This window comes from Variovorax monticola, assembly GCF_051216855.1.
GTDB lineage: Bacteria > Pseudomonadota > Gammaproteobacteria > Burkholderiales > Burkholderiaceae_C > Variovorax.
This window is the reverse complement of sequence record NZ_JBPJZP010000001.1, coordinates 35,901-58,357: the sequence shown is the minus strand read 5'-3', so window position 1 is coordinate 58,357 and position 22,457 is coordinate 35,901. Positions and strand designations below refer to the sequence as shown.

Here is a 22,457-nt window from a genome sequence, read left to right as displayed (position 1 = left end):
TGACACGCACATGACACCCAAGCCTCGCAAACTGCCGGGCACAAGAACAAACAAGGAACCATCCTCGATGCAAGCCGTCCAGAACATCAACCTGCTCTCGCTGCTCGACACCTTCATCAGCGTGTCTGCCGCCTTCATCCTCGGCTCACTGATCGGCCTGGAGCGCCAGATCCGCCAACGTACAGCCGGACTGCGCACCAACACCCTGGTGGCCGTGGGCGCCGCGGTGTTCGTCGACCTGGCCAATCGGCTCGACGGCAGCGGTGGCGCGGTGCGGGTGGTGGCCTATGTGGTGTCGGGCATCGGCTTCCTGGGCGCGGGCGCGATCATGAAGGAAGGCGCCAACGTCACGGGCCTGAACACCGCGGCCACGTTGTGGGGGTCGGCGGCGGTGGGCGCCTGCGCGGGCGCGGACCTGCTCGGCGAAGCACTGATTGCGGCGCTTTTCGTGCTGGCCAGCAACACGCTGCTGCGGCCCGTGGTGAACCGCATCAACCGCCAGCCGATCAGCGAGGAAGCGAGCGAAGCGACGTACGTGGTGCGCGTGATCTGTTCACGCGCGGCGCGGCCCGAGGTGATGGACCAGTTGCTGTTGCTGCTGGAGGCCGCGAACTACCCGGTGCGCGATGTCGACCAGCACCCGTTCGGGCCGGCAGACACCGAGATCGGTGCGACGCTCTATGCGACAGCGGTCGAGCCCGCGGAGCTCGACCGTGTCATTGACGATCTCGAAAACCTCGACGGTGTGCAGCAGGCTTTCTGGAATGCCACCGCCGAGGAATGAGTGAATGAGTGAACCAGGCGTGCGCCGGTTCAGACACCCATGATCGACACGGCCTTGGTGTTCAGGTAGGCCTCGAGCGCTTCCGGGCCGCCTTCCGAACCGTAGCCCGAATCCTTCACGCCGCCGAACGGCATTTCGGGCGAGGGCGTGGCGGGCTGGTTGATCCACAGCATGCCCAGCTCGAGCTTCTGGCTCAGCAGGTGCGCGTTCTTGATCGACTTGGTGAATGCATAACCAGCCAGGCCGAACGGCAGGCGGTTGGCTTCGGCAATCGCTTCTTCGAGGGTGTCGAAACCGCGGATCGCGGCGATGGGGCCGAAGGGTTCGTTGTTGAACACGTCGGCGTCCAGCGGCACGTCGGTCAGCACGGTGGGGGCGAAGAAGTTGCCGGTGTCGCCGATGCGTTCGCCGCCTGCGGCCACGGTGGCGCCCTTCTTGCGCGCGTCGTCCAGCACATGGGCCATGGCCGTGAGGCGGCGTGCGTTGGCCAGCGGGCCGATGGTCGTGCCTTCGGCCAAGCCGTCGCCGAGCTTCAGGCCTTCGGTGTACTTGACCAGCGTGCGCGCGAACTCTTCGCGCAGGCTGTTGTGCACCAGGAAGCGGGTGGGCGAAATGCAGACCTGGCCCGCGTTGCGGAACTTGGCGGCACCTGCGGCCTTGACGGCCAGCGCCACGTCGGCGTCCTCGGCGACGATGACCGGGGCGTGGCCGCCCAGTTCCATCGTGACGCGCTTCATGTGCGAACCGGCCAGCGCGGCCAGTTGCTTGCCGACCGGGGTCGAACCGGTGAAGGTGACCTTGCGGATGATCGGGTGAGAAATCAGGTAGTTCGAGATTTCAGCCGGGTTGCCGAACACCAGGCCCACGGTGCCGGGCGGAATGCCGGCGTCGACAAAAGCCTGCAGCAGCGCAGCGGGCGATGCCGGGGTTTCTTCGGGCGCCTTCACCAGGAACGAGCAGCCGGTGGCCAGTGCGGCGCCGAGCTTGCGCACGATCTGGTTGATCGGGAAGTTCCACGGCGTGAACGCGGCGACGGGGCCCAGCGGCTCCTTCAGCACCAGTTGCTGCGCAGCCAGGTTGCGCGAGGGCACGATGCGGCCGTAGACGCGACGGCCTTCGTCGGCGAACCATTCGATGATGTCGGCGGCGGCCAGGGTCTCGCCCTTGGCTTCGGCCAGCGGCTTGCCCTGCTCTTGCGTCAGCAGCCTGGCGATGTCGCCTGCGCGTTCGCGAATGAGGCCCGCGGCGCGGCGCATGACGGCGGCGCGCTCGTTCGCGGGCGTGTTGCGCCACTTGTCGAAGCCGCGTTGGGCGGCGGCCAGGGCGCGGTCGAGGTCGGCGATGCTGGCATGCGCCACCTTGCCGATGACCTTGCCGGTGGCGGGGTTCACGACGTCCAGCGTCTTGCCGCCGGTGGCGTCGACCCATTCGTTGTCGATCAGCAGGCGGGTGTCGGTGTAGGTGGCGGTCATGCGAATCTTTCCTTCGAGGACTGGGGATGAAAAAGGGGAATCTGGGTCTGCGGTGCGGCACCCGGCAAGGGTGCGCTGGCGACGACGGCGGCAAAGACGGCCCCGGGGCCGCCGGGTGTGTAGATTAACCCGAGTTCGCGACGCCCGCCCGGCTGGGGCCAAGCCCCCCTGTCGCCTACAGGATCAGCAATGCGCGGAAGTCGTTGACGTTGGTGTGGGTCGGGCCGGTCACGAACAGGTCGCCGACGGCGTCGAAATAGCCGTACGCGTCGTTGCGGTCGAGGTGGTCCGACAGCTTGCGGCCCGCCGCGGTGGCGCGCGCCAGCGTGTCTGGCGTGACGAAGGCGCCGGCGTTGTCTTCCACGCCGTCGATGCCGTCGGTGTCCGCCGCCAGCGCCCACACCTGCGGCTGGCCCATGAGGGCACCCGCCAGCCCCATGCAGAACTCGCCGGCCCGCCCGCCCCGGCCCTTGGCCTGGCCTAGCTGGCGAGCCCGAATGGTGACCGTGGTCTCGCCGCCCGAAAGAATCACGCAGGGGCGCGCGAAGGGCTCGCCGCGGTGTGCCACGGCGCGCGCCAGCGCGGCATGCACCTTGCCGACTTCGCGCGATTCGCCTTCGATCTCGTCGCTGAGGATGTGCGCCTCGATGCCTGCCTCGCGTGCGGCCTTGGCGGCCGCTTCCAGCGACTGCCGGGGCGTGGCGATCATGTGCGTCTGGTGGCCGTCGAAAGCCGCGTCGCCCGGCTTGGGCGTTTCGAGTTCGCCGCTTGTCAATCGGGCGCGCACCGGCGCGGGCACCTCGATGCCGTAGCGGTCGAGGATGGCGAGCGCGTCTGCACAGGTGGTGGCGTCAGGCACCGTCGGGCCGCTGGCGATGACGGCGGCGTCGTCGCCCGGCACGTCGCTGATGGTCAGCGTGACCACACGCGCCGGCGCACAGGCCGCGGCCAGCCGGCCGCCCTTGATGCGCGACAGGTGCTTGCGCACGCAGTTCATCTCGCCGATGCCGGCGCCGCTGTCGAGCAGTTGCTTGTTGATGCGCTGCTTGTCGGCCAGCGTCAGGCCTTCGGCCGGCAGCACCAGCAACGACGAGCCGCCGCCCGAAATCAGGCACAGCACGAGGTCGTCGGCCGTCAGGCCCTGCGTGAGCGCCAGCATGCGCTCGGCGGCCTGCTGCCCCGCGGCGTCGGGCACAGGGTGCGCGGCCTCGACGATCTCGATGCGCTGCGGCACGCCTTCGGGGCGCGGCGGAATGTGGTCGTAGCGGGTGACGACGAGGCCCGAGAGCGGCGCATCGGCCGGCCACAGGGCTTCGAGCGCCTGCACCATCGAGCCGCCGGCCTTGCCGGCGCCGAGCACCAAGGTGCGCCCCTTGGGTGGCTTGGGCAGATGCGCGCCCAGCGTGGACAGCGGCAGCGCCCGGTCCACCGCCACGCGGTAGAGGTGTTCGAGGAAGGCGCGGGGGGCTTCGCGCGGATCGGGGGCTGGCCCCAGGGACGGGTTCGATGCGGTCATGGCTTGCTTCTTGTCTCCATCCGGCAATTGTGCGGGGAGCGGTGCACCGCTCTCTTGACCGCGATCTAGTTTGTCGTCTTGGCCCCGGCCTGGAACCAGCGGCTGATGAGCGCTCGCTCTTCATCGGTGATGCCGGTCGCGTTGTTCATCGGCATGATCTTCGTGACCACCACCTGCTGGTAGATCGCCTGCGCATGCGCGGCCACCTGCTCGGGCGAGTCGACGCGCACGTTCTTCATCTGCACGGCCGGGCCGTGGCACATGAAGCAGCGCTGCTCGAGCACCTTCTGCACCTGCGAGAACGGTACAGCCGGCGCGGCAGCCGATGCCACAGGTGCCGCCACGGGCTCGGGCTTCATCCACACGATGGTCAGGCCCAGCACCACGATGCCGACCAGCGCATAAGGCAGCGGGTTGCCCGCATTGCCCAGCTTGAAGCGGTGGCGCACCACGAAGAACTGCCGAATGGCCGCGCCGCCGAGCATGATCAGCAGCAACACGATCCAGTTGTACTTGTGCGTGTAGGTGAAGCTGTAGTGGTTGCTCAGCATCGCGAACAGCACCGGCAGCGTGAAGTAGGTGTTGTGCACGCTGCGCTGCTTGCCGCGCTGGCCGTGCACCGGGTCGACCGGGCGTCCCTCGCGCAGTGCCTGCACGTTCTTGCGCTGGCCGGGAATGATCCAGAAGAACACGTTGCCGCTCATGGTCGTGGCCATCATGGCGCCCACCAGCAGGAAGGCCGCGCGGCCCGCGAACCACTGGCAGGCCAGCCAGGTCGCGAAGACGATGAAGATGGCAATCAGCACGCCGACGATGGTGTCGCCGTTCTTGCGGCGCCCGAAGATCTGGCAGATGCCGTCGTACACCATCCAGAAGACGACGAAGAAGGCCAGCGCCACGGCAATGGCGGCGCCGGGTTGCCAGTCCATCTTGGACTTGTCGATGAGGTACGTGCTCGCGTTCCACAGGTACGACATGGTGAACAGCGAGAACCCGGTGATCCAGGTGCTGTAGCTTTCCCAGTACGACCAGTGCAGGTGGTCCGGCAGCTTCTTGGGCGCCAGCGCGTACTTCTGCATGTTGTAGAAGCCGCCGCCGTGCACGGCCCATTGCTCGCCGCCCACGCCCTTGTCGAGCGATTCGGGGTCCTGCGGCTTCTCGAGGCTGTTGTCCAGCATCACGAAGTAGAAGGAGGCGCCGATCCATGCGATGGCGGTGATGACGTGGACCCAGCGCAGCAGCAGGTTCGCCCAGTCGAGGTAATAGCTTTCCATATAGCGCTCTCTCAACCCAGCCGGCGCGTGGGGGCGCCGGGAAGGGGTTTCAGCCTGCTCACCACCGCGGGCACTGTAAGCAGAGAAAGTGCCGCGAACGCAGGCTCCATGAAATGGGCCTCGCTCCGCTGCGGCTTGTTGTGGACCGAAAGTGTATACAGTTTTGGCAAGGGACGGGATGGTTTTTGTAAAGCGTCGCCGCCGGGAAAACCCTGTTCAAGCTAGCGACTGCAACAACTGTGCCGCCACCGCCACGGCGATCACCTCGGGCTCCTTGCCGGTGATGCCGGGCACGCCGATCGGGCAGGTGATGCGGGCGAGTTCGTCGGCACCGAAGCCGCGCGCCTCGAGCCGGTGGCTGAAGGTGGCCCACTTGGTCTTGCTGCCGATCAGGCCGATGTACGGCAGGTCGTTGCGCTCGCGCAGGCGCTTCAGGCAGGCGATGACGATGTCGAGGTCTTCGGCATGGCTGAAGCTCATGATCAGCACGCGGCTGCCGGGCGCCAGCGCCGCCACGGCGTCCTGCACCGGCTCGGAGTGCTCGGTGTCGATCTGCGCGGGGAGTTCGTCGGGGAACACGCCGTCGCGGCTGTCGACCCAGCGCACCGCGAACGGCAGCGCGGCCAGCAGCCGCGCCAGCGCGGCGCCCACGTGGCCGCCGCCGAACAGCGCCACGGGCCGGAGCTGAGCGACCAGCTCGCGCTGCAGCGCCGGCGCATCGGATGCGGTGACGCGCTGGTAAGAGAGAAACATCACGCCGCCGCAGCACTGCCCCAGGCTAGGGCCGAGCGGGTAGCGCTGGATGCCGTCGAACGGTGCGCGCGTGCCGGCCAGCAGGTCGCGCGCTTCCTTCGTGGCCTGGAACTCGAGCTGCCCGCCGCCGATGGTGGCCGTGAGGCCGTCGGCCCACACCGCCATCCAGGTGCCGGCCTCGCGCGGCGCCGAGCCCTGTGTCGATTCGACGCGCACCAGCACCGCGTCTTCGTGGCGAAGACGTGCGAGCAACTGGTCGACTGCGCCGCTCATGACCGATACCTTCGGTTGCCCGGGCCATGAAGACTCACGGTATAAACCCGGCGATGAATCGCCAGCTTACCCCCCGCCGCCTTGCACTCGCTGCTTCCGTTCTTTCCGCGTTGTGGCTCGCCGGCTGCGGCAGCACCGGCCCGGGGGCCGTTCCCGGCCAGCTGAGCAGTGCGTCCGCGCCGGGCGCATCCGCCGCCGGCCGCGTGCCGCGCGCTTCGAGCGCAGCCACCGCGCGCGAATACCGCCGCGATGCGGCGCGCCACATCTACGAGATCAACCGTTCGCGCATCTATGGCGGCCAGCTGCCGCCCATTCTTTATGCGGTCGGCACCTTGCAGGTGAACCTGGACGCGGGCGGCAAGGTGCTGTCGATGCACTGGCTGCGCGCGCCGCAGCATGCGCCCGAGGTCATTGCCGACATCGAGCGCGCCGTGCTGCAGGCCGCGCCGTTTCCCGCCGCCACCCGCCTCGGCGCGGTCACGTGGACCGACACCTGGCTGTGGGACAAGAGCGGGCGCTTCCAGCTGGACACGCTGACCGAAGGGCAGCAGCAAGGCGACTGACCTCAGGAGCCGCGGTAGGTGGAGTAACTCCACGGGCTCACCAGCAAGGGCACGTGGTAGTGCTGGTCGGTGTGCGCCACGCCGAAGTCCAGCGACACCTTGTTCAGGAAGTTCGGCTGCGGCAACGCCACGTTGCGGGCCTTGAAGTAACTCGCCACGTCGAACACCAGGCGGTAGGTGCCGGCCTTCAGCGAGTGGTTGTCATAGAGCGGCCCGTCGCTGCGGCCGTCCGCGTTCAGCGCGAAGCGCTTCACCAGTGTCGCGGCGTCGCCGTCGGTGGTGTACAGCGCCACGTCCATGCCTGCGGCGGGGCCGCCGTGCATCGTGTCCAGTACGTGAGTGCTCAAGCCCATGGGGCGCTCCTTGAAAGTGCGAAGTCGGATCGCGAGGTGCGGGATATTCCAGTGGACAAAAGTGTATACAGTTCGCGCCTTTGGGTCTATCATGAAAAACATGGAGTCCTCCACCACACGTTCGATCGTCGACGCGCTGACCAAGGCCATCGTCGAGCACCGGCTGCAGCCCGGCACCAAGCTGGCCGAGCAGAAGCTGGCCGACCACTTCGGTGTGTCGCGCACGCTGGTACGCCAAGCCCTGTTCCAGCTGTCGCAGAACAAGCTCATTCGCCTGGAGCCCGCGCGCGGCGCCTTCGTGGCGGCGCCAGCGGTCGACGAGGCCAAGCAGGTGTTCAAGGTGCGCCGCATGCTCGAAGCCGAAATGACGCGCGAGTTCGTGCGCACCGTCACGCCGGCCAAGATCAAGGCGCTGAAAGAGCACGTGGCGCTCGAAAAATCCGCCGTGTCGGGCGAAGACATCTCGGGCCGCACCGAGCTGCTCGGCGACTTCCACGTGCGCATGGCCGAGCTCATGGGCAACACGGTGCTGGCGCAGATATTGGGCGAGCTGATCTCGCGCTGCGCCCTCATCACGCTGATGTACCAGAGCACCAGCGCCGCCGAACACTCCAACGACGAGCACGCCGACATCGTGAAGGCGCTGGCCGCCCGCGACGAGGAGCGCGCGGTGCGCCTCATGACCGAACACCTGGAACACGTCGAGGCCAACCTCACGTTCGACCGCAAGGTGCCCACCAACGACATCTCGCTCGCACTGGCCTGACCCGCAATGACTGCCTACGACACCACCCTGCCCTACCCGCGCGACCTCGTCGGCTATGGCCGCAACCCTCCTCACGCCCAATGGCCCGGCGGCGCGCGCATCGCGGTGCAGTTCGTGCTGAACTACGAAGAAGGCGGCGAGAACGCCACGCTGCACGGCGACGCGGGCTCCGAGCAGTTCCTGTCCGAGATGTTCAACCCGGCGAGCTACCCCGACCGGCACATCAGCATGGAAGGCATCTACGAGTACGGCTCGCGTGCCGGCGTGTGGCGCATCCTGCGCGAGTTCGAGAAGCGCGGCCTGCCGCTGACCGTGTTCGGCGTGGGCATGGCGCTGCAACGCTATCCCGAGCTGACCGCCGCCTTCAAGGAACTGGGCCACGAAATCGCCTGCCACGGCTGGCGCTGGATTCATTACCAGAACCTGGACGAAGCCACCGAGCGCGAGCACATGCGCCTGGGCATGGAAGCCATCGAACAGCTCACCGGTGAACGCGCCCTGGGCTGGTACACCGGGCGCGACAGCCCGCGCACGCGCCGCCTCGTGGCCGACTACGGCGGCTTCGAATACGACAGCGACTACTACGGCGACGACCTGCCCTTCTGGATGAAGGTGCGCAAGACCGACGGCACGGTAGCGCCGCAGCTCATCGTGCCCTACACGCTCGACGTGAACGACATGCGCTTCGCGCTGCCGCAGGGCTACTCGCACGCCGACCCGTTCTTCCAGTACATGAAGGACACCTTCGATGCGCTGTACGCCGAAGGCGACCCCGACGGCGACGACAGCCCGAAGATGATGAGCATCGGCATGCACTGCCGCCTGCTCGGACGGCCCGGGCGCATCACTGCGCTGCAGCGCTTTCTCGATCACATCGCGCAGCACGACCGCGTGTGGGTCTGCCGGCGCCTGGACATCGCGCGCCACTGGAAGCAGGCGCATCCCTTCGAAGCCGGAGCCGCCCCATGAGCCTGAACGTCCTCACCATTGCCCAACTCAACGCCGCGGTGCCCGCCGCAGCCGTCGCGCTGCTCGACGGCATCTACGAGCATTCGCCGTGGATCGCCCAGCGCGCGCTGGCCGCGCGGCCCTTCCGCTCGCTCACCCACCTCAAGCACGCGATGGTGCAGGCGCTGGCGGCCTCGTCCACCGACGAGAAGATCGGCCTGATCCGCGCCCACCCCGAGCTCGCCGGCAAGGCCATGGTCAGCAAGACGCTGACGGCCGAGTCGACCAACGAGCAGAGCAAGGCCGGCCTGACCGACTGCACGCCCGAGGAGCTCGCGCGCATCCAGCAGCTCAACGCCGACTACAACGCGAAGTTCGGCTTTCCGTTCATCCTGGCCGTGCGCGGGCCGCGCGGCACGGGCCTGGCCAAGCGCGAGATCATCGACACCTTCGCGCGACGGCTGCACCACCACCCCGCCTTCGAGCTGGGTGAAGCGCTGCGCAACATCCACCGCATTGCCGAGATTCGCCTGGACGACAAGTTCGGCGCCGACCTCACGCTGGGCAACGACGTGTGGGACTGGCAGGAGCAGCTCTCGGTGCACACAGACCCGGGCTATGCCGAGAAGGGCCAGCTCACCGTCACCTACCTGACGGACGCGCACCGCGCATGCGCCGCGCAAATTTCTGCACTGATGCGCGACTGCGGTTTCGACTCGGTGCACATCGATGCGGTCGGCAACGTGGTCGGCCGCTACGAGGCCACGCAACCGGGCGCGCGCACGCTGCTCACCGGCTCGCACTACGACACCGTGCGCAACGGCGGCAAGTACGACGGGCGCCTGGGCATCTTCGTGCCGATGGCCTGCGTGCGCGAACTCGCGCGCCAGGGCCGGCGCCTGCCCTTCGCCTTCGAGGTGGTGGGCTTCGCAGAGGAGGAAGGCCAGCGCTACAAGGCCACCTTCCTGGGCTCGGGCGCGCTCATCGGCCACTTCGACACGCGCTGGCTCGAGCAAAAGGACGCCGACGGCGTCACCATGCGCGAGGCCATGCGCCACGCGGGCCTGAAGGAAGAAGACATTCCCAAGATCCAGCGCGACCCGTCGCGCTACCTCGGCTTCGTGGAAGTGCACATCGAGCAGGGCCCGGTGCTCACCGAGCTCGACCTGCCGCTGGGCATCGTCACCTCCATCAACGGCAGCGTGCGCTACGTGGGCGAGGTCATCGGCATGGCCAGCCACGCCGGCACCACACCCATGGACCGCCGCCGCGACGCGGCCGCCGCGGTGGCCGAGCTCATCCTCTACACCGAGCAGCGCGCCGCGAAAGACGGCGACTCGGTCGGCACCGTCGGCATGCTCGAAGTGCCCAGCGGCTCCATCAACGTGGTGCCCGGGCGCTGCAAGTTCAGCCTGGACCTGCGCGCGCCGAACAACGCGCAGCGCGACGCGCTGGCCACCGACGTGGTCGCTGCGCTGAAGGACATCTGCGAGCGCCGCGGCGTGCGCCATGAGCTCGAAGAGACGATGCGCGCCGCCGCCGCGCCCAGCGCGCCCGCGTGGCAACAGCGCTGGGAAAAGGCCGTCGACGCGCTGGGCATTCCGCTGTTCCGCATGCCCAGCGGCGCCGGCCACGATGCCATGAAGCTGCACGAGGTGATGCCGCAGGCCATGCTGTTCGTACGCGGCATCAACTCGGGCATCAGCCACAACCCGCTCGAGTCGAGCACCAACGACGACATCCAACTGGCGGTGCAGGCGTTTCAGCTTTTGCTCGACAACCTCGCCGCCGAACATGCCCACTGAACGATCGACCGACCGAAGAACAACCATGACCGACTACACGAAGCTCGACGCCTGGATCGACGCCCACTTCGACGACGAAGTGCAATTTCTGCAGCAGCTGGTGCGCGTGCCCACCGACACGCCGCCCGGCAACAACGCGCCGCACGCCGAGCGCACCGCAGAGTTGCTGAAGGACTTCGGTCTCGACGCAGAGAAGCACGCCGTGCCCGCGCAAGATGTGCGGGACTACGGCCTCGAATCGATCACCAACCTGATCGTGCGTCGCAAATACGGCAACGGTGGCCTGACGGTCGCGCTCAACGCCCACGGCGACGTGGTGCCCCCGGGCGAAGGCTGGACGCACGACCCCTACGGCGGCGAGATTGCCGACGGCAGCCTGTACGGGCGCGCCGCCGCGGTCAGCAAGAGCGACTTCGCGAGCTTCACCTTCGCGCTGCGCGCGCTCGAAGCCGTGGCCAGGCCGACCAAGGGCAGCGTCGAGCTGCACTTCACATACGACGAAGAGTTCGGCGGCATCCTCGGCCCGGGCTGGCTGCTGAAGAACGGCCTGACCAAGCCCGACCTGATGATCGCGGCCGGCTTCAGCTACGAAGTGGTCACAGCCCACAACGGCTGCCTGCAGATGGAGGTGACGGTGCACGGCAAGATGGCCCACGCCGCCATTCCGACCTCCGGCATCGATGCGCTTCAGGGCGCAGTCAAGATCCTCAATGCGCTCTATGCGCAGAACACGCTCTACCAGCAGGTGACGTCGAAGGTCGAGGGCATCACGCACCCCTACCTGAACGTGGGCCGCATCGAAGGCGGCACCAACACCAACGTGGTTCCGGGCAAGGTGGTGTTCAAGCTGGACCGCCGCATGATCCCGGAAGAAAACCCGGTCGAGGTCGAAGCGAACATCCGCCAAGTGATTGCCGACGCCGCCTCCGAAAGCGCGGGCATCACGGTGGACATCAAGCGCCTGCTGCTGGCCAACTCGATGAAGCCGCTCGCCGGCAACAAGCCGCTGGTCGATGCCATCCAGAAGCATGGCGGCGAGCTGTTCGGCGAGCCGATCAAGGCCATGGGCACGCCGCTGTACACCGACGTGCGCCTGTATGGCGAAGCCGGCGTTCCAGGCGTGATCTACGGTGCCGGCCCGCGCACCGTGCTCGAGTCGCACGCCAAGCGCAGCGACGAACGCGTGGTGCTCGAAGACCTGCGCCGCGCCACCAAGGTGATTGCGCGCACGCTCAGCGACCTGCTGGCCTGATCGCTCGCCTGGCCTGGCTGCGGGTCAGCGGGTCAGCGGGTCAGCGGGTCAGGCTCAGGCCGCGCTTGCGGGTGCCAGCGGCTCTCGCGCCGCGTCCCACGCCGTCACGTCGACCAGCGGGGCCGGGCGCGCCAGGTGGTAGCCCTGCACCAGCTTGCAGCCCAGCGCGCGCAGCGCGTCGAGCTCGTCCTGCGTTTCCACGCCCTCGGCCACGACCTGGATGTTCAATGACCGGCCGAGCTGCACGATGGCATCGACCAGCACCACGTTGCCCGGCGAGGACGACAGCCCCAGGATGAAGCTGCGGTCGATCTTGACCTGCCGCACGTACTCACTGCGCAGCGACGCCAGCGACGAATAGCCCACGCCGAAGTCGTCCACCACGATGGCCACGCCCGCGGCCGACAGCGCGCTGAGGCGGCTGCGCGTGGCGTGCGTGTCGAGCGCCACCTCCTCGGTGATCTCGATCTGCAGCCGACGCGGCGCGATGCCGCGCGACTTCAGCAGGCCGAGCACGATGTCGTCGACCGCCAGCTGCGCCATTTCGCGCGGCGACACGTTGATGGCAATCGGCACGCCGGCCAGGCCCGAACCCGCCGCTTCCAGCTGGCGCATGCCTCGGCAGACCTCGTCCACCAGGTGGCGAAGCAGCGGTTCGGCCAGGCCGGTGTTGGCGGCCGCGAAGATGACTTCCTCGGGCGCGATCTGGCCGTGGCGCGGGTGGTGCCAGCGCATCAGCGCTTCCAGGCTGTGCACCTCGCGGGCGTCGCAGCTCATGATCGGCTGGTACCACACGCCGATGGCGCGCGCCTCGATGGCGTGCAGCAGGTCGCGCTCGACGTCCCGCCGCGTGGCCAGCCGCTGGTTGAGGGCCGTGTCGAACACCTGGAAGCGGTTGCGCCCGGTGCGCTTGGCTTCGTACAGCGCTTCGTCGGCGAAGCTGATCATGTCGGCGATGTCGGCGTCGTCCGTCACCGCGATGCCGATGCTCACGCCCAGGTGGCCGCCGTAGTGCGCCGTGGCGAATGAAATCGAACGGATGAGCGCCTGGGCGATGGCGGTGGGCGCTTCGCGTTCGCCCTTCAGGGTGTAGAGCACGGCGAACTCGTCGCCGCCCCAGCGCCCGAGGATGGCCTGCATGTCGGCGGTCTCGCGCCGCAGCCAGCCGGCCACGTCCTGCAGCACGCGGTCGCCCACCTTGTGCCCGAAGGCATCGTTCACCGCCTTGAAGCCGTCGAGGTCGAGCAGCAGCAGGCCGTGCTGGCGGCCGTCCGGCGCGGCGATGTGCAGCGTGGCGGCCTCGGTGAAACCTTCGCGGTTGAGCAGGCCGGTGAGCGAGTCGTGCGAGGCGCGGAAGGCCAGTTGCTGCGTGGCGTCGAGCGACAGCGCATGCACCTGGCGCAATTGCGCGGCCAGGACGGTCGCTTCGTTCCTCAGGCGGCTGCCTTCGCGAAACGCCTTCTCGCTCTGCAGCGCCCCGCGCGCCAGCGCACCGAGGTACAGCAACACCATGGCGGCCAGGGCCAGGTTGTCGAATCCGCCCGCATAAACCAGGCAACCCACCACCGACAACAGTGCAGGCGTGATGAAGCTGATGGGCACGAGCGCGTAGGCACTGCCGTAGGTGACCGCCCCCGCGCTGATGCCGCACACCACTGTCAGATAGAACACGGCCTGCGGCGACGAGTAGCCGTTGCACAGCAGCGGAATGAGCGCCCAGACGCCGCCGGACACCGCGGCCATGACCGCCGCCAGCCGCAGGTGCCACGCGACCGGGCGGCCGGTGGCCGAGACCGCCACGCCGTTTTCGGGCACCACGCCAGGGGAAGGCGCGAACGCCCAGCGGCAGATGTAGCTGCGCACGCCGTTTGCCACGAGCGCCAGCAGCAGCCAGATCAACCCTTCGAACGCGCGGTTCGAATTGAGGGCCACCAGCGCCGCGGTGAAGCTCAGCACCACGTTGATCGGAATGGCCGAGAGCACGCTGCGGCGCACCGCCACGAGTTGATCGGTGCGCACCATGCGGGACAGCACACCGCCGTCGACGGAAGCAGGGAGCGAAGGGGTGGGCGCGCTGGAATTCATGGAAGGGCCACAGTTTATAGAGCGCGCATCGGCACACGGCTCGTTTCGGGGCTTTGGCGACCAAATATAGAAGGCACCGACAGGGGACTTTCGTTTCGCTTTCATCTGCACGTCACGAATGCCTTGCCTTGTCTCTCAAGCGCCCGTTTTCCAGGGACACCCACCCCCGCGGCACCCGCCACGCCGGCACTGCCGCTCGACCCCACCCTTGCAACCCACCCCATTGCCGGCACTCGAATCCCGACGCACGCGCTCATTCGCCGATTGGCGGTGCCTTCGCCGGTGAAGCAACGGCCGGCGCGAGCATCCCGTGCTTCAGTTTCCAGATGCATGCGGCCAGGCGCAGCAACTTCTCGACCTCGGCGTCGTGCATGGCGCTCTGCGGGTCCGCCTCGCCGATCATGGCCGCGATGCAGTCGAGCGCGTCGGCCGGCGTGAAGCCCAGGCCCGCGCGCGCCATGTCGATCGTTGTCGCCAGTATTTCTGTCCGGTTCATCTTGCTTGTTGGGTTGAAAACAAAGGCCCTGCACGCTGGGCAACCCTTGCACTAGACCATGGCTCGCCCCGCGTCGGCAAGTCTGAACAGGCTCACCGACTGCACCAGGCTGGCGGCCTGCTCCTGCATCGACTGGGCGGCACTGGCCGCTTCTTCCACCAGCGCCGCGTTCTGCTGCGTCACCTGGTCCATCTGGCCGATGGCGTGGCTGATCTGCTCGATGCCCGTGGTCTGCTCGTGGCTGGCGGCCGATATCTCGCCCATGATGTCCGTCACGCGCCGCACGCTGCCCACGATCTCCTGCATCGTCCGGCCGGCTTCGCCGACCAGCTCGCTGCCTTCGCCCACCTTTTGCACGGACTCGTCGATCAGGCCCTTGATCTCCTTGGCCGCCGCCGCCGAGCGCTGCGCCAGGTTGCGCACCTCGGCCGCCACCACTGCGAAGCCCCGGCCCTGGTCGCCCGCCCGCGCCGCCTCGACCGCCGCGTTCAGCGCCAGGATGTTCGTCTGGAACGCAATGCCGTCGATCACGCCGATGATGTTGGCCACCTTGCGCGACGACGAGTGGATCGAGTCCATGGTCTGCACCACCTGGCCGACCACCGCGCCGCCCCTGACGGCCACCTCGGACGCCAGCACCGCCAACTGATTGGCCTGGCGCGCGTTGTCGGCATTCTGTTTGACCGTGCCGGTGAGCTCCTCCATCGCCGCCGCCGTCTGCTCCAGCGAACTGGCCTGCTCTTCCGTGCGCGACGACAGGTCCTGGTTGCCCGCCGCGATCTGGCTGGACGCCATGGCGATGGTGTCCGTGCTGCTTCGCACACCGCCCACCACCTGGGACAAGCTCTCGTTCATGGTCTTGAGCGCGCGCATCAGCTGGCCGGTCTGGTCGTCGCTGCGCACGTCGATGCGCGAAGTCAGGTCGCCCGCGGCCACCGTCTGGGCGACCCGCACGGCCTCGCCGACCGGGCGCGTGATCGAGCGGGTCAACAGCACCGCGATCGCGCCCGCCAACACCGTGGCCAGGGCGCCGATGCCCAGCATCAGCACCGTCGCGCCGCGGGCGATATCGGCCGCCTCGGCGGTGAACTGTTCCATGCCTTGCACCTGGGTCCGGGAGAACGCCTCGATGGCCGACAGGTAGGCTGTTTGCGGCGCGAGCATCTCCTTGACCAGGTAGTCGCGTCCCTCGTCGATACGGCCCGCCTGGATGTGCGCGACCAGGCGCGCTTCATGCACGCCAAAATTGCTGCGCGCCTCCAGCAGCACACGCAGCGCTTCCTTGCCGGCTTCGGTGTGAATCACGAGCTTCAGGCGATCGGTGGCCGCCGCGATCCGGGGCGCGGATTCCTCGATCTTTGCGAGTTCCCCTTTCACCGCCGCCGGATCCCGCGCAATCAGCGCCGTGCGCAAGGCCCGGGCCTGCCTGTTCACCTCGTTCTCGATGGTCTGGGCCAGCGCCACCTTGGCATAGCGGTCGTGCGCGATCACCTCGGTGTTGTGGTCGACCGCACGAATGCGGCTGATGCCGACCGCGACCATGGCCATCAGCAGCACGATGACGACTGCGAACCCTGCCCCCATGCGGGTGCCGATCCTGAAATCCTTGAACTGTTTCATTGCGTTCTCCATGAGAAAGGAAGGCGGACTGAAAAGCGGGGGGGGTTCGAAAGGGGTGGGTCTTCAAGGCTTTCTGAGATATCGACAGGGGGAAGCGAATGTTTAGTACGAAAGAATGAAATTTTTCAAACTGTCCGGTCGGATAGAGTCCGGGGTTCATTTGCCCGGCAAGGCGCAGCGCGAGCCAGACGCTGCCCGCCACGGGCGCGGCAGGAAGTCATGAGAACAAGTTCGTCCGAGGGGTTGCGCCAATGAAGCGCGATGTTCGCCTTGCCAGGTTTCTGCTGCTGGCTGTCCTGATTTCGGTGTTGTCGGCCACCCTGTGGCAGGTATGGGAAACGCGCAAGCGCACGCTGAGCGAGATCGACACCAACAACCTCAACCTGGCAAAAGCCTTGAATACCTACGCCGAGGGCATCTTTGCCCAGAGCGCCCTGCTGCTGCTGGGGGTGGTCGAGCGGCTGGAGAACGATGGCCGAGGGCCGGAGAACCTGCGGCGCATGCAACTGCTGGTAGGCCGCCAGGAGCAGCTGCTCGACCAGCTGAACGGCCTGTCCATCCTCGACGCCCACGGCGACTGGGTGATGCAGTCCACGGTGGGCCTGCTGACGGGCACCGACAGCGTGGAACGTGCCTACTTCGCCCATCACCGCGGCAACCCGTCGCGCGAAATCTTCATCGGCTCGCCGATCCGCAGCCGCGCCACCGGCGAATGGGTGATCACGGTGAGCCGGCGCCTGGAGGACGGCGACGCCAAGTTCGCAGGGGTGGTGGTCGTGACGCTGGGCATCGAGAACTTCCTGCGCCCGTTCGGCACCATCGACATCGGAAACAGCGGCGCCATCAGCCTGAGCACCACCGCCGGGCAGTTGCTGGTGCGCTATCCCTACCGAGAACAGGATGTGGGTCGCGACTTCTCCAGGTCGCCCAACTTCCTGCGCCACTTCATGGACGCTTCCACATCGGGCACGGCGAGCTTTCGCTCCGAGCTGGACGGAACGCCGCGGCTGTACGCCTTTCGCAAAAGCGACCGCTACCCGGTGGTGACCACGGTGGCGCTCGGCAGGGACGAGGCGCTGCTGGCCTGGCGGCACCAGGCCCTGCTGACGCTGGTCGTCGTGGGCGTCTTGCTGGTAGCGGTGGCGGCGGTGGGCCGGCGGCTGATCATCAACATCCAGCGGCGCGTCAGTGCGGAGTCGACGTTGATGGCCACCCGAGAGGCACTTCTGAAGGCCAACCGCCGGCTGGAGGTGCTCGCAACCCAGGACCAGCTCACCGGACTGGCCAATCGGCGCAGCTTCGACGAGGCGCTGACGCTCGAATCCCGACGGGCGGCGCGGGAAGGCAGCGCCCTTTCGCTGCTGTTCTTCGACCTGGACTACTTCAAGCGATTCAACGATACATACGGCCATGTGGCCGGCGACCGCTGCCTGAAGGCTGTCTGCGAGGCGTTGAGGCATCGCGCCATGCGCCCGGGCGACCTGGTGGCGCGGTATGGCGGCGAGGAACTGGCGGTCATCCTGCCCAACACCGACCTGCAGGGTGCGCGCAACGTCGCCGACCTGCTGCTCGAGCGCATCCATGCGCTGAACATTCCGCACCGCGCCAGCCCCCACGGACGCGTCACCTGCAGCGTCGGTGCGGCAACGCTGCAGGGCGCGCAGGCACTCGGGGCCGAACTGAAGCTCATCGAAGCCGCCGATCGCGCGCTCTACAAGGCCAAGAAGAGCGGACGAAATCGCTCGATGGTCTGAGCCATCTCGGCGGGCCGGAACCCGCTGCAACCGCATGCACTCTTGTCGTCAGAGGGCGTGGCGTTGCAAGCGAATGGTGAAAACACAGCCCGTGCCCGGCACATCCCGAACCGTCAGCGTGCCAAGGTCGGCCTCGATGCTTTGGCGCGCGATGGAGAGCCCCAGGCCCAGACCGGATTTGTCATGGCTGTGCTGATTGAAAGGGGCGAACATCTTGGCGGCGCTTCCCGCTGGCAGCCCTCCACAGTGATCTTCGACTTCGATCAGCACGTGCTCGTCGAGCACGTAAGCCTTCAACGCGACCGCCGTGCGAGGGTGGGTGAACTTGAACGCGTTCTGCAAGAGATTCGCCAAAGCGGCAAGCAGCAGTTCGCGATTTCCACGGACGCCCAACAAAGCATCGACCGGGGACACCTCGAAGGCACAGCCAGCGGCGCTCGCAACGAGCTGGGCCGTGGTTTCAGCGTCCTTGATGAATGAGGCGACGGAAAATGTCTGCCGCTGTTCCGCCGTGCCGCTGCGCACCTCGGCGAGCGCTCGGCTGATCAGGGTGCCCATGGCCGACAGGCTGCGTTTCAGTACGGCCCCGGTGGCGCCGCCCACTGTCATGTTGCCGAGCTCGAGGGCGTGAATGGCAAGGGTTGCCGTCCCCAGGGAATTGCGCAACTCGTGAACGAGGAAGCCGAGGCGCTCGTTTGCGTCGAAGTCCTGCTGCCGAGCAATTTTTGCGTCGCGCTGGTAGCTGAACTCGGTGACAGCATCGGCAATGGCGTTGTCCAGACATCGATTCAGCGTGCGGAACTCGCCGACGGCGAAGGCGGCGTCGCGCTCGAAAGCCATGTCCGTGATCGCCTGACAAAGGTCGCCGTAGTCGTGCACGACCTGGTCGACGGTGTATTCCAGCTTGAGCAGTTCCTTGCCATGGGCGGTGGCCGTCACCCCCATCTCCGACAAGGCCTGCGAATCTCCACCTGCGGGCCCCGAGATCCTGATGCTGTCCGCCGGCTTGTCGTTTTCTTCCGCGGCAAATGTCCTGATCAGCTGGTCGAGAAACAACGGGATGCCGTTGGCCAGTTGTTGCTCCGTCGCGGCGCGCCGCGGCCTGCGCGCAACCTTTGACTTGCACCGTGAAATCAGCTCGTCCCGGTTGTTGGTCAAAAAGTTGCGCATGCTCGAACCTCGATGGCTTTCGCCGTTTCATCAAATGGACACCGCCGCCTGTACGCCGGCAGTGCATCGCTCCATCGTTACCCGTGCAAGCAGGCACCGTCTGTGCGGCAACGGACAGACGGTGTACCGATTTACCCGCGAACCGCGCACGAAGGAGTCGTCATGCCGGATGCCGACAGCCAGCGAAAATGGCATGCGCGTTACAATGCAAGGCGTCTCCGAATCCTTGCGCTTTTCGGCTCGATGACCAGGCTGGTGAAGCTCCTCTTGCTTTGCCTCCATGCCTCTCCCCCCTATTCGCTTCAATCACCCATTGCGGGTCATTTCATGCACCTGAACGAACTCAAAGCCCTGCACGTCTCGGACCTGCTCGGGCAAGCTGACACCCTTGAAATCGAGAACGCCGCGCGCCTGCGCAAGCAGGAGCTGATGTTCGCGATCATCAAGAAACGCGCAAGGGCCGGCGAACAGATCTTTGCCGACGGTGTGCTCGAAATCCTGCCCGACGGCTTCGGCTTCCTGCGCAGCCCGGACACCAGCTTCACGGCCAGCACGGACGACATCTACATTTCGCCAGCGCAGGTACGAAAGTACAACCTGCACACCGGCGACATGATCGAAGGGGAGGTGAAGACGCCGAAGGATGGCGAACGCTACTTCGCTTTGCATCGGCTCGACAAGATCAACGACGGTCCGCCCGAGCAGAACCAGCACAAGAACATGTTCGAGAACCTGACGCCGCTGTTCCCCAGGGAACAGATGAAGCTGGAACGCGACGGTGTCAAGAGCGAAGAGAACATCACCGGCCGCATCATCGACATCATCGCCCCCATCGGCAAAGGCCAGCGCGCCCTGCTCGTGGCGCCGCCCAAGAGCGGCAAGACGGTGATGATGCAGCACATCGCCCACGCGATCAGCGCCAACTACCCCGACGTGCACATGATGGTGCTGCTCGTGGACGAGCGCCCTGAAGAAGTGACCGAAATGCAGCGCACCGTGAAGGGCGAAGTCATTGCTTCGACCTTCGACGAGCCCGCAGCGCGCCACGTGCACGTGGCCGAAATGGTGATCGAGCGCGCCAAGCGCCTGGTCGAACTCAAGAAGGACGTGGTGATCCTGCTGGACTCGATCACGCGTCTGGCGCGCGCCTACAACAACGTTGTGCCCTCTTCGGGCAAGGTGCTTACCGGCGGTGTCGATTCGAACGCACTGCAGCGCCCCAAGCGCTTCCTGGGCGCCGCGCGCAACGTGGAAGAAGGCGGCTCGCTGACCATCATCGGCACCGCGCTGATCGACACGGGCAGCCGCATGGACGAAGTGATCTTCGAAGAGTTCAAGGGCACCGGCAACTCCGAAATCCACCTGGACCGCCGCCTGTACGAAAAGCGCGTGTTCCCCTCGATCCAGCTCAACCGCAGCGGCACGCGCCGCGAAGAGCTGCTGCTGGCGCCCGAGATCCTGCAAAAGACCCGCATCCTTCGCCAGCTCATGTACAACATGGACGAGATCGAGTCGATGGAGCTGATGCTCAAGAACATGAAGGCGACCAAGACCAATGTCGAGTTCTTCGACATGATGCGTCGCGGCGGCTGAGCCCCGCCGGGGCCGTGCATGGCCAGCGATGTTTGGGTCGAGGCACTCATCCATCGGCCTGCAACAGTCGCCTGCACGCCATTCGCAGGTTCGACAGCGCAAGCAGCGTGACGATCTGTGCCGTGTTCCTGGCCGAGCCTCGATAGCGAAGCTTCGCGAACCCGAACGCCTCGATGGCAAAAGGCGGGTGACCCGTCTTGGCCCCAGCGCGCTCCTCGGAACCACCTTGTCCATCTTTGCGGATCGGACTTTTCGATTCCCGCGCACTTCCGTTCAGAGTCAATCGAGCACCGACTTCCAAGGTGAGGCGGGAGCAGTTGCATTCGTGCATCAGGGAATCTACGGATATATGATTCCCCGAATGGTCTTGATTGCGTGCAGTTTTTGTATACAAATATCGCATCCGACAATCCGGCGCGAAATTTGCGTCAAACGGGCTCTCAAAACCCACTCACTCGCACGAGGAAAGACCATGAGCACAGTCGTCAGCCAGGCCCCCGCCGGGGCAAGCGAAGCCGGCATTGCGCCGCACGCGGACTCGAACGCCCTCATCAAGCCGGGGTACCACCCGCGCCTGACCAACGAGGATCTCGCGCCGCTGAAAAAGCAGACCTGGGGCCAATACAACATCTTCGCGTTCTGGATGTCAGACGTGCACAGCGTGGGCGGCTACATCACGGCCGGCAGCCTGTTCGCGCTGGGCCTGTCGAGCTGGCAGGTGCTGGTGTCGCTGCTGGTGGGCATCGTGATCGTGCAGTTCTTCTGCAACCTGGTGGCCAAGCCCAGCCAGATGACGGGCGTGCCCTACCCCGTGGTGTGCCGCGCGCCCTTCGGCGTGCTGGGCGCCAACATCCCGGCCATCATCCGCGGGCTGATCGCGGTGGCCTGGTACGGCGTGCAGACCTACCTGGCGTCGGCCGCCTTCATGGTGCTGGCGCTGCACATGTTCCCCGGCCTGGCGCCGTATGCCGACGTGGCGTTGCACGGCTTCGTGGGCCTGTCGACGCTGGGCTGGGTCGCCTTCATGGTCATGTGGGTGCTGCAGGCCTTCGTGTTCTGGCACGGCATGGAAGCCATCCGCAAGTTCATCGACTGGGCCGGGCCGGCCGTGTACATCGTCATGGCCGTGCTGTGCGGCTGGCTGGTGTGGAAGGCGGGCTGGAGCAAGATCGACCTGAACCTGGGCGGCATCAAGTTCCAGGGCTGGGACGCGCTGCCGGTGATGCTCTCGGCCATTGCGCTGGTGGTGAGCTACTTCAGCGGCCCGATGCTCAACTTCGGCGACTTCTCGCGCTACGGCAAGAGCTTCGACGCGGTGAAGAAGGGCAACTTCTGGGGCCTGCCGGTGAACTTCGTGTTCTTCTCGCTGCTGACCGTGATCACCACGGCGGCCACGTTGCCCGTGTTCGGTGAACTCATCACCGACCCGGTGCACACGGTGGGGAAGATCGACAGCACCACCGCCGTGGTGCTGGGCGCGCTGACCTTCATGATCGCCACCATCGGCATCAACATCGTGGCCAACTTCGTCTCGCCGGCCTTCGACTTCTCGAACGTGGCGCCGCAGCACATCAGCTGGCGCACCGGCGGCATGATCGCCGCGGTGGGCTCGATCTTTCTGACGCCCTGGAACCTGTACAACAGCCCCGAGGTCATTCACTACACGCTCGACGTGCTGGGCTCGTTCATCGGCCCGCTGTTCGGCATTCTGATTGCCGACTACTACATCGTGCGCAAGCAGCGCATCGACGTGGACGCGCTGTACTCCATGAGCCCGAAGGGCGAGTACTGGTACAGCGGCGGCTACAACCCGAGGGCGATCATGGCGCTGGTGCCCTCGGCCCTGATGCCGATCCTGTGCGTGATGGTGCCGACGCTGCGCGGCGCCGCCAACTATGCGTGGTTCATCGGCATGGGCCTGGGCTTCGTGCTCTACGTGCTGGCGAACCGCAACAACAAGCTTTGACACACTGAAAGAGA

The 22,457-nt window shown here is 66.5% G+C and carries 18 protein-coding genes and 1 pseudogene; 9 read left to right on the top strand and 10 right to left on the bottom strand.

The window, feature by feature from the left end; genetic code table 11:
* Positions 1 to 67: 67 nt before the first annotated feature.
* Positions 68 to 784, top strand: a complete 717-nt coding sequence (locus ACSFA5_RS00255; protein ID WP_435441995.1) for an MgtC/SapB family protein — start codon at positions 68 to 70, stop codon at positions 782 to 784.
* Between the two features lie 29 nt (positions 785 to 813).
* On the opposite strand, the gene ACSFA5_RS00250 is transcribed toward ACSFA5_RS00255, so the two are convergent.
* The 4 genes from ACSFA5_RS00250 to xdhC form a co-directional block, all read right to left on the bottom strand.
* Positions 814 to 2,256 (bottom strand): NAD-dependent succinate-semialdehyde dehydrogenase, encoded by a 1,443-nt coding sequence (locus tag ACSFA5_RS00250; RefSeq protein WP_435441994.1) that lies wholly within the window; start codon positions 2,254 to 2,256, stop codon positions 814 to 816.
* A gap of 175 nt (positions 2,257 to 2,431) precedes the next feature.
* On the bottom strand, positions 2,432 to 3,772 hold the full coding sequence (locus tag ACSFA5_RS00245) for a glycerate kinase type-2 family protein (protein ID WP_435441993.1): 1,341 nt from the start codon (positions 3,770 to 3,772) through the stop codon (positions 2,432 to 2,434).
* A gap of 65 nt (positions 3,773 to 3,837) precedes the next feature.
* On the bottom strand, positions 3,838 to 5,046 hold the full coding sequence (locus ACSFA5_RS00240) for a urate hydroxylase PuuD (RefSeq protein WP_435441992.1): 1,209 nt from the start codon (positions 5,044 to 5,046) through the stop codon (positions 3,838 to 3,840).
* A gap of 216 nt (positions 5,047 to 5,262) precedes the next feature.
* Positions 5,263 to 6,072, bottom strand: coding sequence for a xanthine dehydrogenase accessory protein XdhC (xdhC, locus tag ACSFA5_RS00235; protein WP_435441991.1), 810 nt, complete (start codon positions 6,070 to 6,072; stop codon positions 5,263 to 5,265).
* A 53-nt stretch (positions 6,073 to 6,125) separates the two neighbouring features.
* On the opposite strand from xdhC, the gene ACSFA5_RS00230 reads away from it, so the two are divergent.
* Positions 6,126 to 6,635, top strand: coding sequence for a hypothetical protein (locus ACSFA5_RS00230; RefSeq protein ID WP_435441990.1), 510 nt, complete (start codon positions 6,126 to 6,128; stop codon positions 6,633 to 6,635).
* Positions 6,636 to 6,637: 2 nt separating this feature from the next.
* Here the strand turns inward: ACSFA5_RS00230 and uraH are convergent, their stop codons facing one another.
* Positions 6,638 to 6,988: a hydroxyisourate hydrolase gene (uraH, locus tag ACSFA5_RS00225; RefSeq protein ID WP_435441989.1), complete on the bottom strand. Its 351-nt coding sequence runs from the start codon at positions 6,986 to 6,988 to the stop codon at positions 6,638 to 6,640.
* A gap of 91 nt (positions 6,989 to 7,079) precedes the next feature.
* On the opposite strand from uraH, the gene ACSFA5_RS00220 reads away from it, so the two are divergent.
* From ACSFA5_RS00220 to ACSFA5_RS00205, 4 genes are read left to right on the top strand one after another with little or no spacing between them, the layout of a single operon-like run.
* The gene (locus ACSFA5_RS00220; RefSeq protein ID WP_435439488.1) at positions 7,080 to 7,754 is read left to right on the top strand and encodes a GntR family transcriptional regulator; all 675 of its coding nucleotides are present in this window, start codon (positions 7,080 to 7,082) and stop codon (positions 7,752 to 7,754) included.
* Between the two features lie 6 nt (positions 7,755 to 7,760).
* Positions 7,761 to 8,723, top strand: coding sequence for an allantoinase PuuE (puuE, locus tag ACSFA5_RS00215; RefSeq protein ID WP_435441988.1), 963 nt, complete (start codon positions 7,761 to 7,763; stop codon positions 8,721 to 8,723).
* Entirely contained in the window at positions 8,720 to 10,507 is a 1,788-nt protein-coding gene (gene uraD, locus ACSFA5_RS00210) for a 2-oxo-4-hydroxy-4-carboxy-5-ureidoimidazoline decarboxylase (protein WP_435441987.1), read from the top strand. Before puuE ends, uraD begins: the two co-directional genes overlap by 4 nt.
* A 25-nt stretch (positions 10,508 to 10,532) precedes the next feature.
* Complete coding sequence (locus ACSFA5_RS00205) at positions 10,533 to 11,759, top strand: M20 family metallopeptidase (protein WP_435441986.1); 1,227 nt, start codon at positions 10,533 to 10,535, stop codon at positions 11,757 to 11,759.
* 54 nt (positions 11,760 to 11,813) lie between these two features.
* On the opposite strand, the gene ACSFA5_RS00200 is transcribed toward ACSFA5_RS00205, so the two are convergent.
* From ACSFA5_RS00200 to ACSFA5_RS00190, 3 genes are all read right to left on the bottom strand, one after another.
* Entirely contained in the window at positions 11,814 to 13,844 is a 2,031-nt protein-coding gene (locus tag ACSFA5_RS00200; protein ID WP_435441985.1) for a putative bifunctional diguanylate cyclase/phosphodiesterase, read from the bottom strand.
* Between the two features lie 253 nt (positions 13,845 to 14,097).
* Complete coding sequence (locus tag ACSFA5_RS00195; protein ID WP_435441984.1) at positions 14,098 to 14,340, bottom strand: hypothetical protein; 243 nt, start codon at positions 14,338 to 14,340, stop codon at positions 14,098 to 14,100.
* Between the two features lie 51 nt (positions 14,341 to 14,391).
* Complete coding sequence (locus tag ACSFA5_RS00190) at positions 14,392 to 15,960, bottom strand: methyl-accepting chemotaxis protein (RefSeq protein ID WP_435441983.1); 1,569 nt, start codon at positions 15,958 to 15,960, stop codon at positions 14,392 to 14,394.
* A gap of 251 nt (positions 15,961 to 16,211) precedes the next feature.
* Here ACSFA5_RS00190 and ACSFA5_RS00185 point away from each other — a divergent pair, with 251 nt between their 5' ends.
* Complete coding sequence (locus ACSFA5_RS00185) at positions 16,212 to 17,714, top strand: GGDEF domain-containing protein (RefSeq protein WP_435441982.1); 1,503 nt, start codon at positions 16,212 to 16,214, stop codon at positions 17,712 to 17,714.
* A 48-nt stretch (positions 17,715 to 17,762) separates the two neighbouring features.
* On the opposite strand, the gene ACSFA5_RS00180 is transcribed toward ACSFA5_RS00185, so the two are convergent.
* Positions 17,763 to 18,884 carry a sensor histidine kinase gene (locus ACSFA5_RS00180; RefSeq protein ID WP_435441981.1) on the bottom strand — a complete coding sequence of 374 codons (1,122 nt, stop codon included), beginning with the start codon at positions 18,882 to 18,884 and terminating at the stop codon, positions 17,763 to 17,765.
* Between the two features lie 327 nt (positions 18,885 to 19,211).
* Between ACSFA5_RS00180 and rho the strand changes: the two genes are divergently transcribed.
* Entirely contained in the window at positions 19,212 to 20,477 is a 1,266-nt protein-coding gene (rho, locus tag ACSFA5_RS00175) for a transcription termination factor Rho (RefSeq protein WP_435441980.1), read from the top strand.
* Positions 20,478 to 20,523: 46 nt separating this feature from the next.
* Here the strand turns inward: rho and ACSFA5_RS00170 are convergent.
* Positions 20,524 to 20,679 (bottom strand): annotated as a pseudogene (locus ACSFA5_RS00170) (IS5/IS1182 family transposase); the annotation flags it as partial.
* Positions 20,680 to 20,949: 270 nt separating this feature from the next.
* Here ACSFA5_RS00170 and ACSFA5_RS00165 point away from each other — a divergent pair.
* Positions 20,950 to 22,443, top strand: a complete 1,494-nt coding sequence (locus ACSFA5_RS00165) for an NCS1 family nucleobase:cation symporter-1 (RefSeq protein ID WP_435441979.1) — start codon at positions 20,950 to 20,952, stop codon at positions 22,441 to 22,443.
* The last annotated feature ends 14 nt before the right edge of the window (positions 22,444 to 22,457 follow it).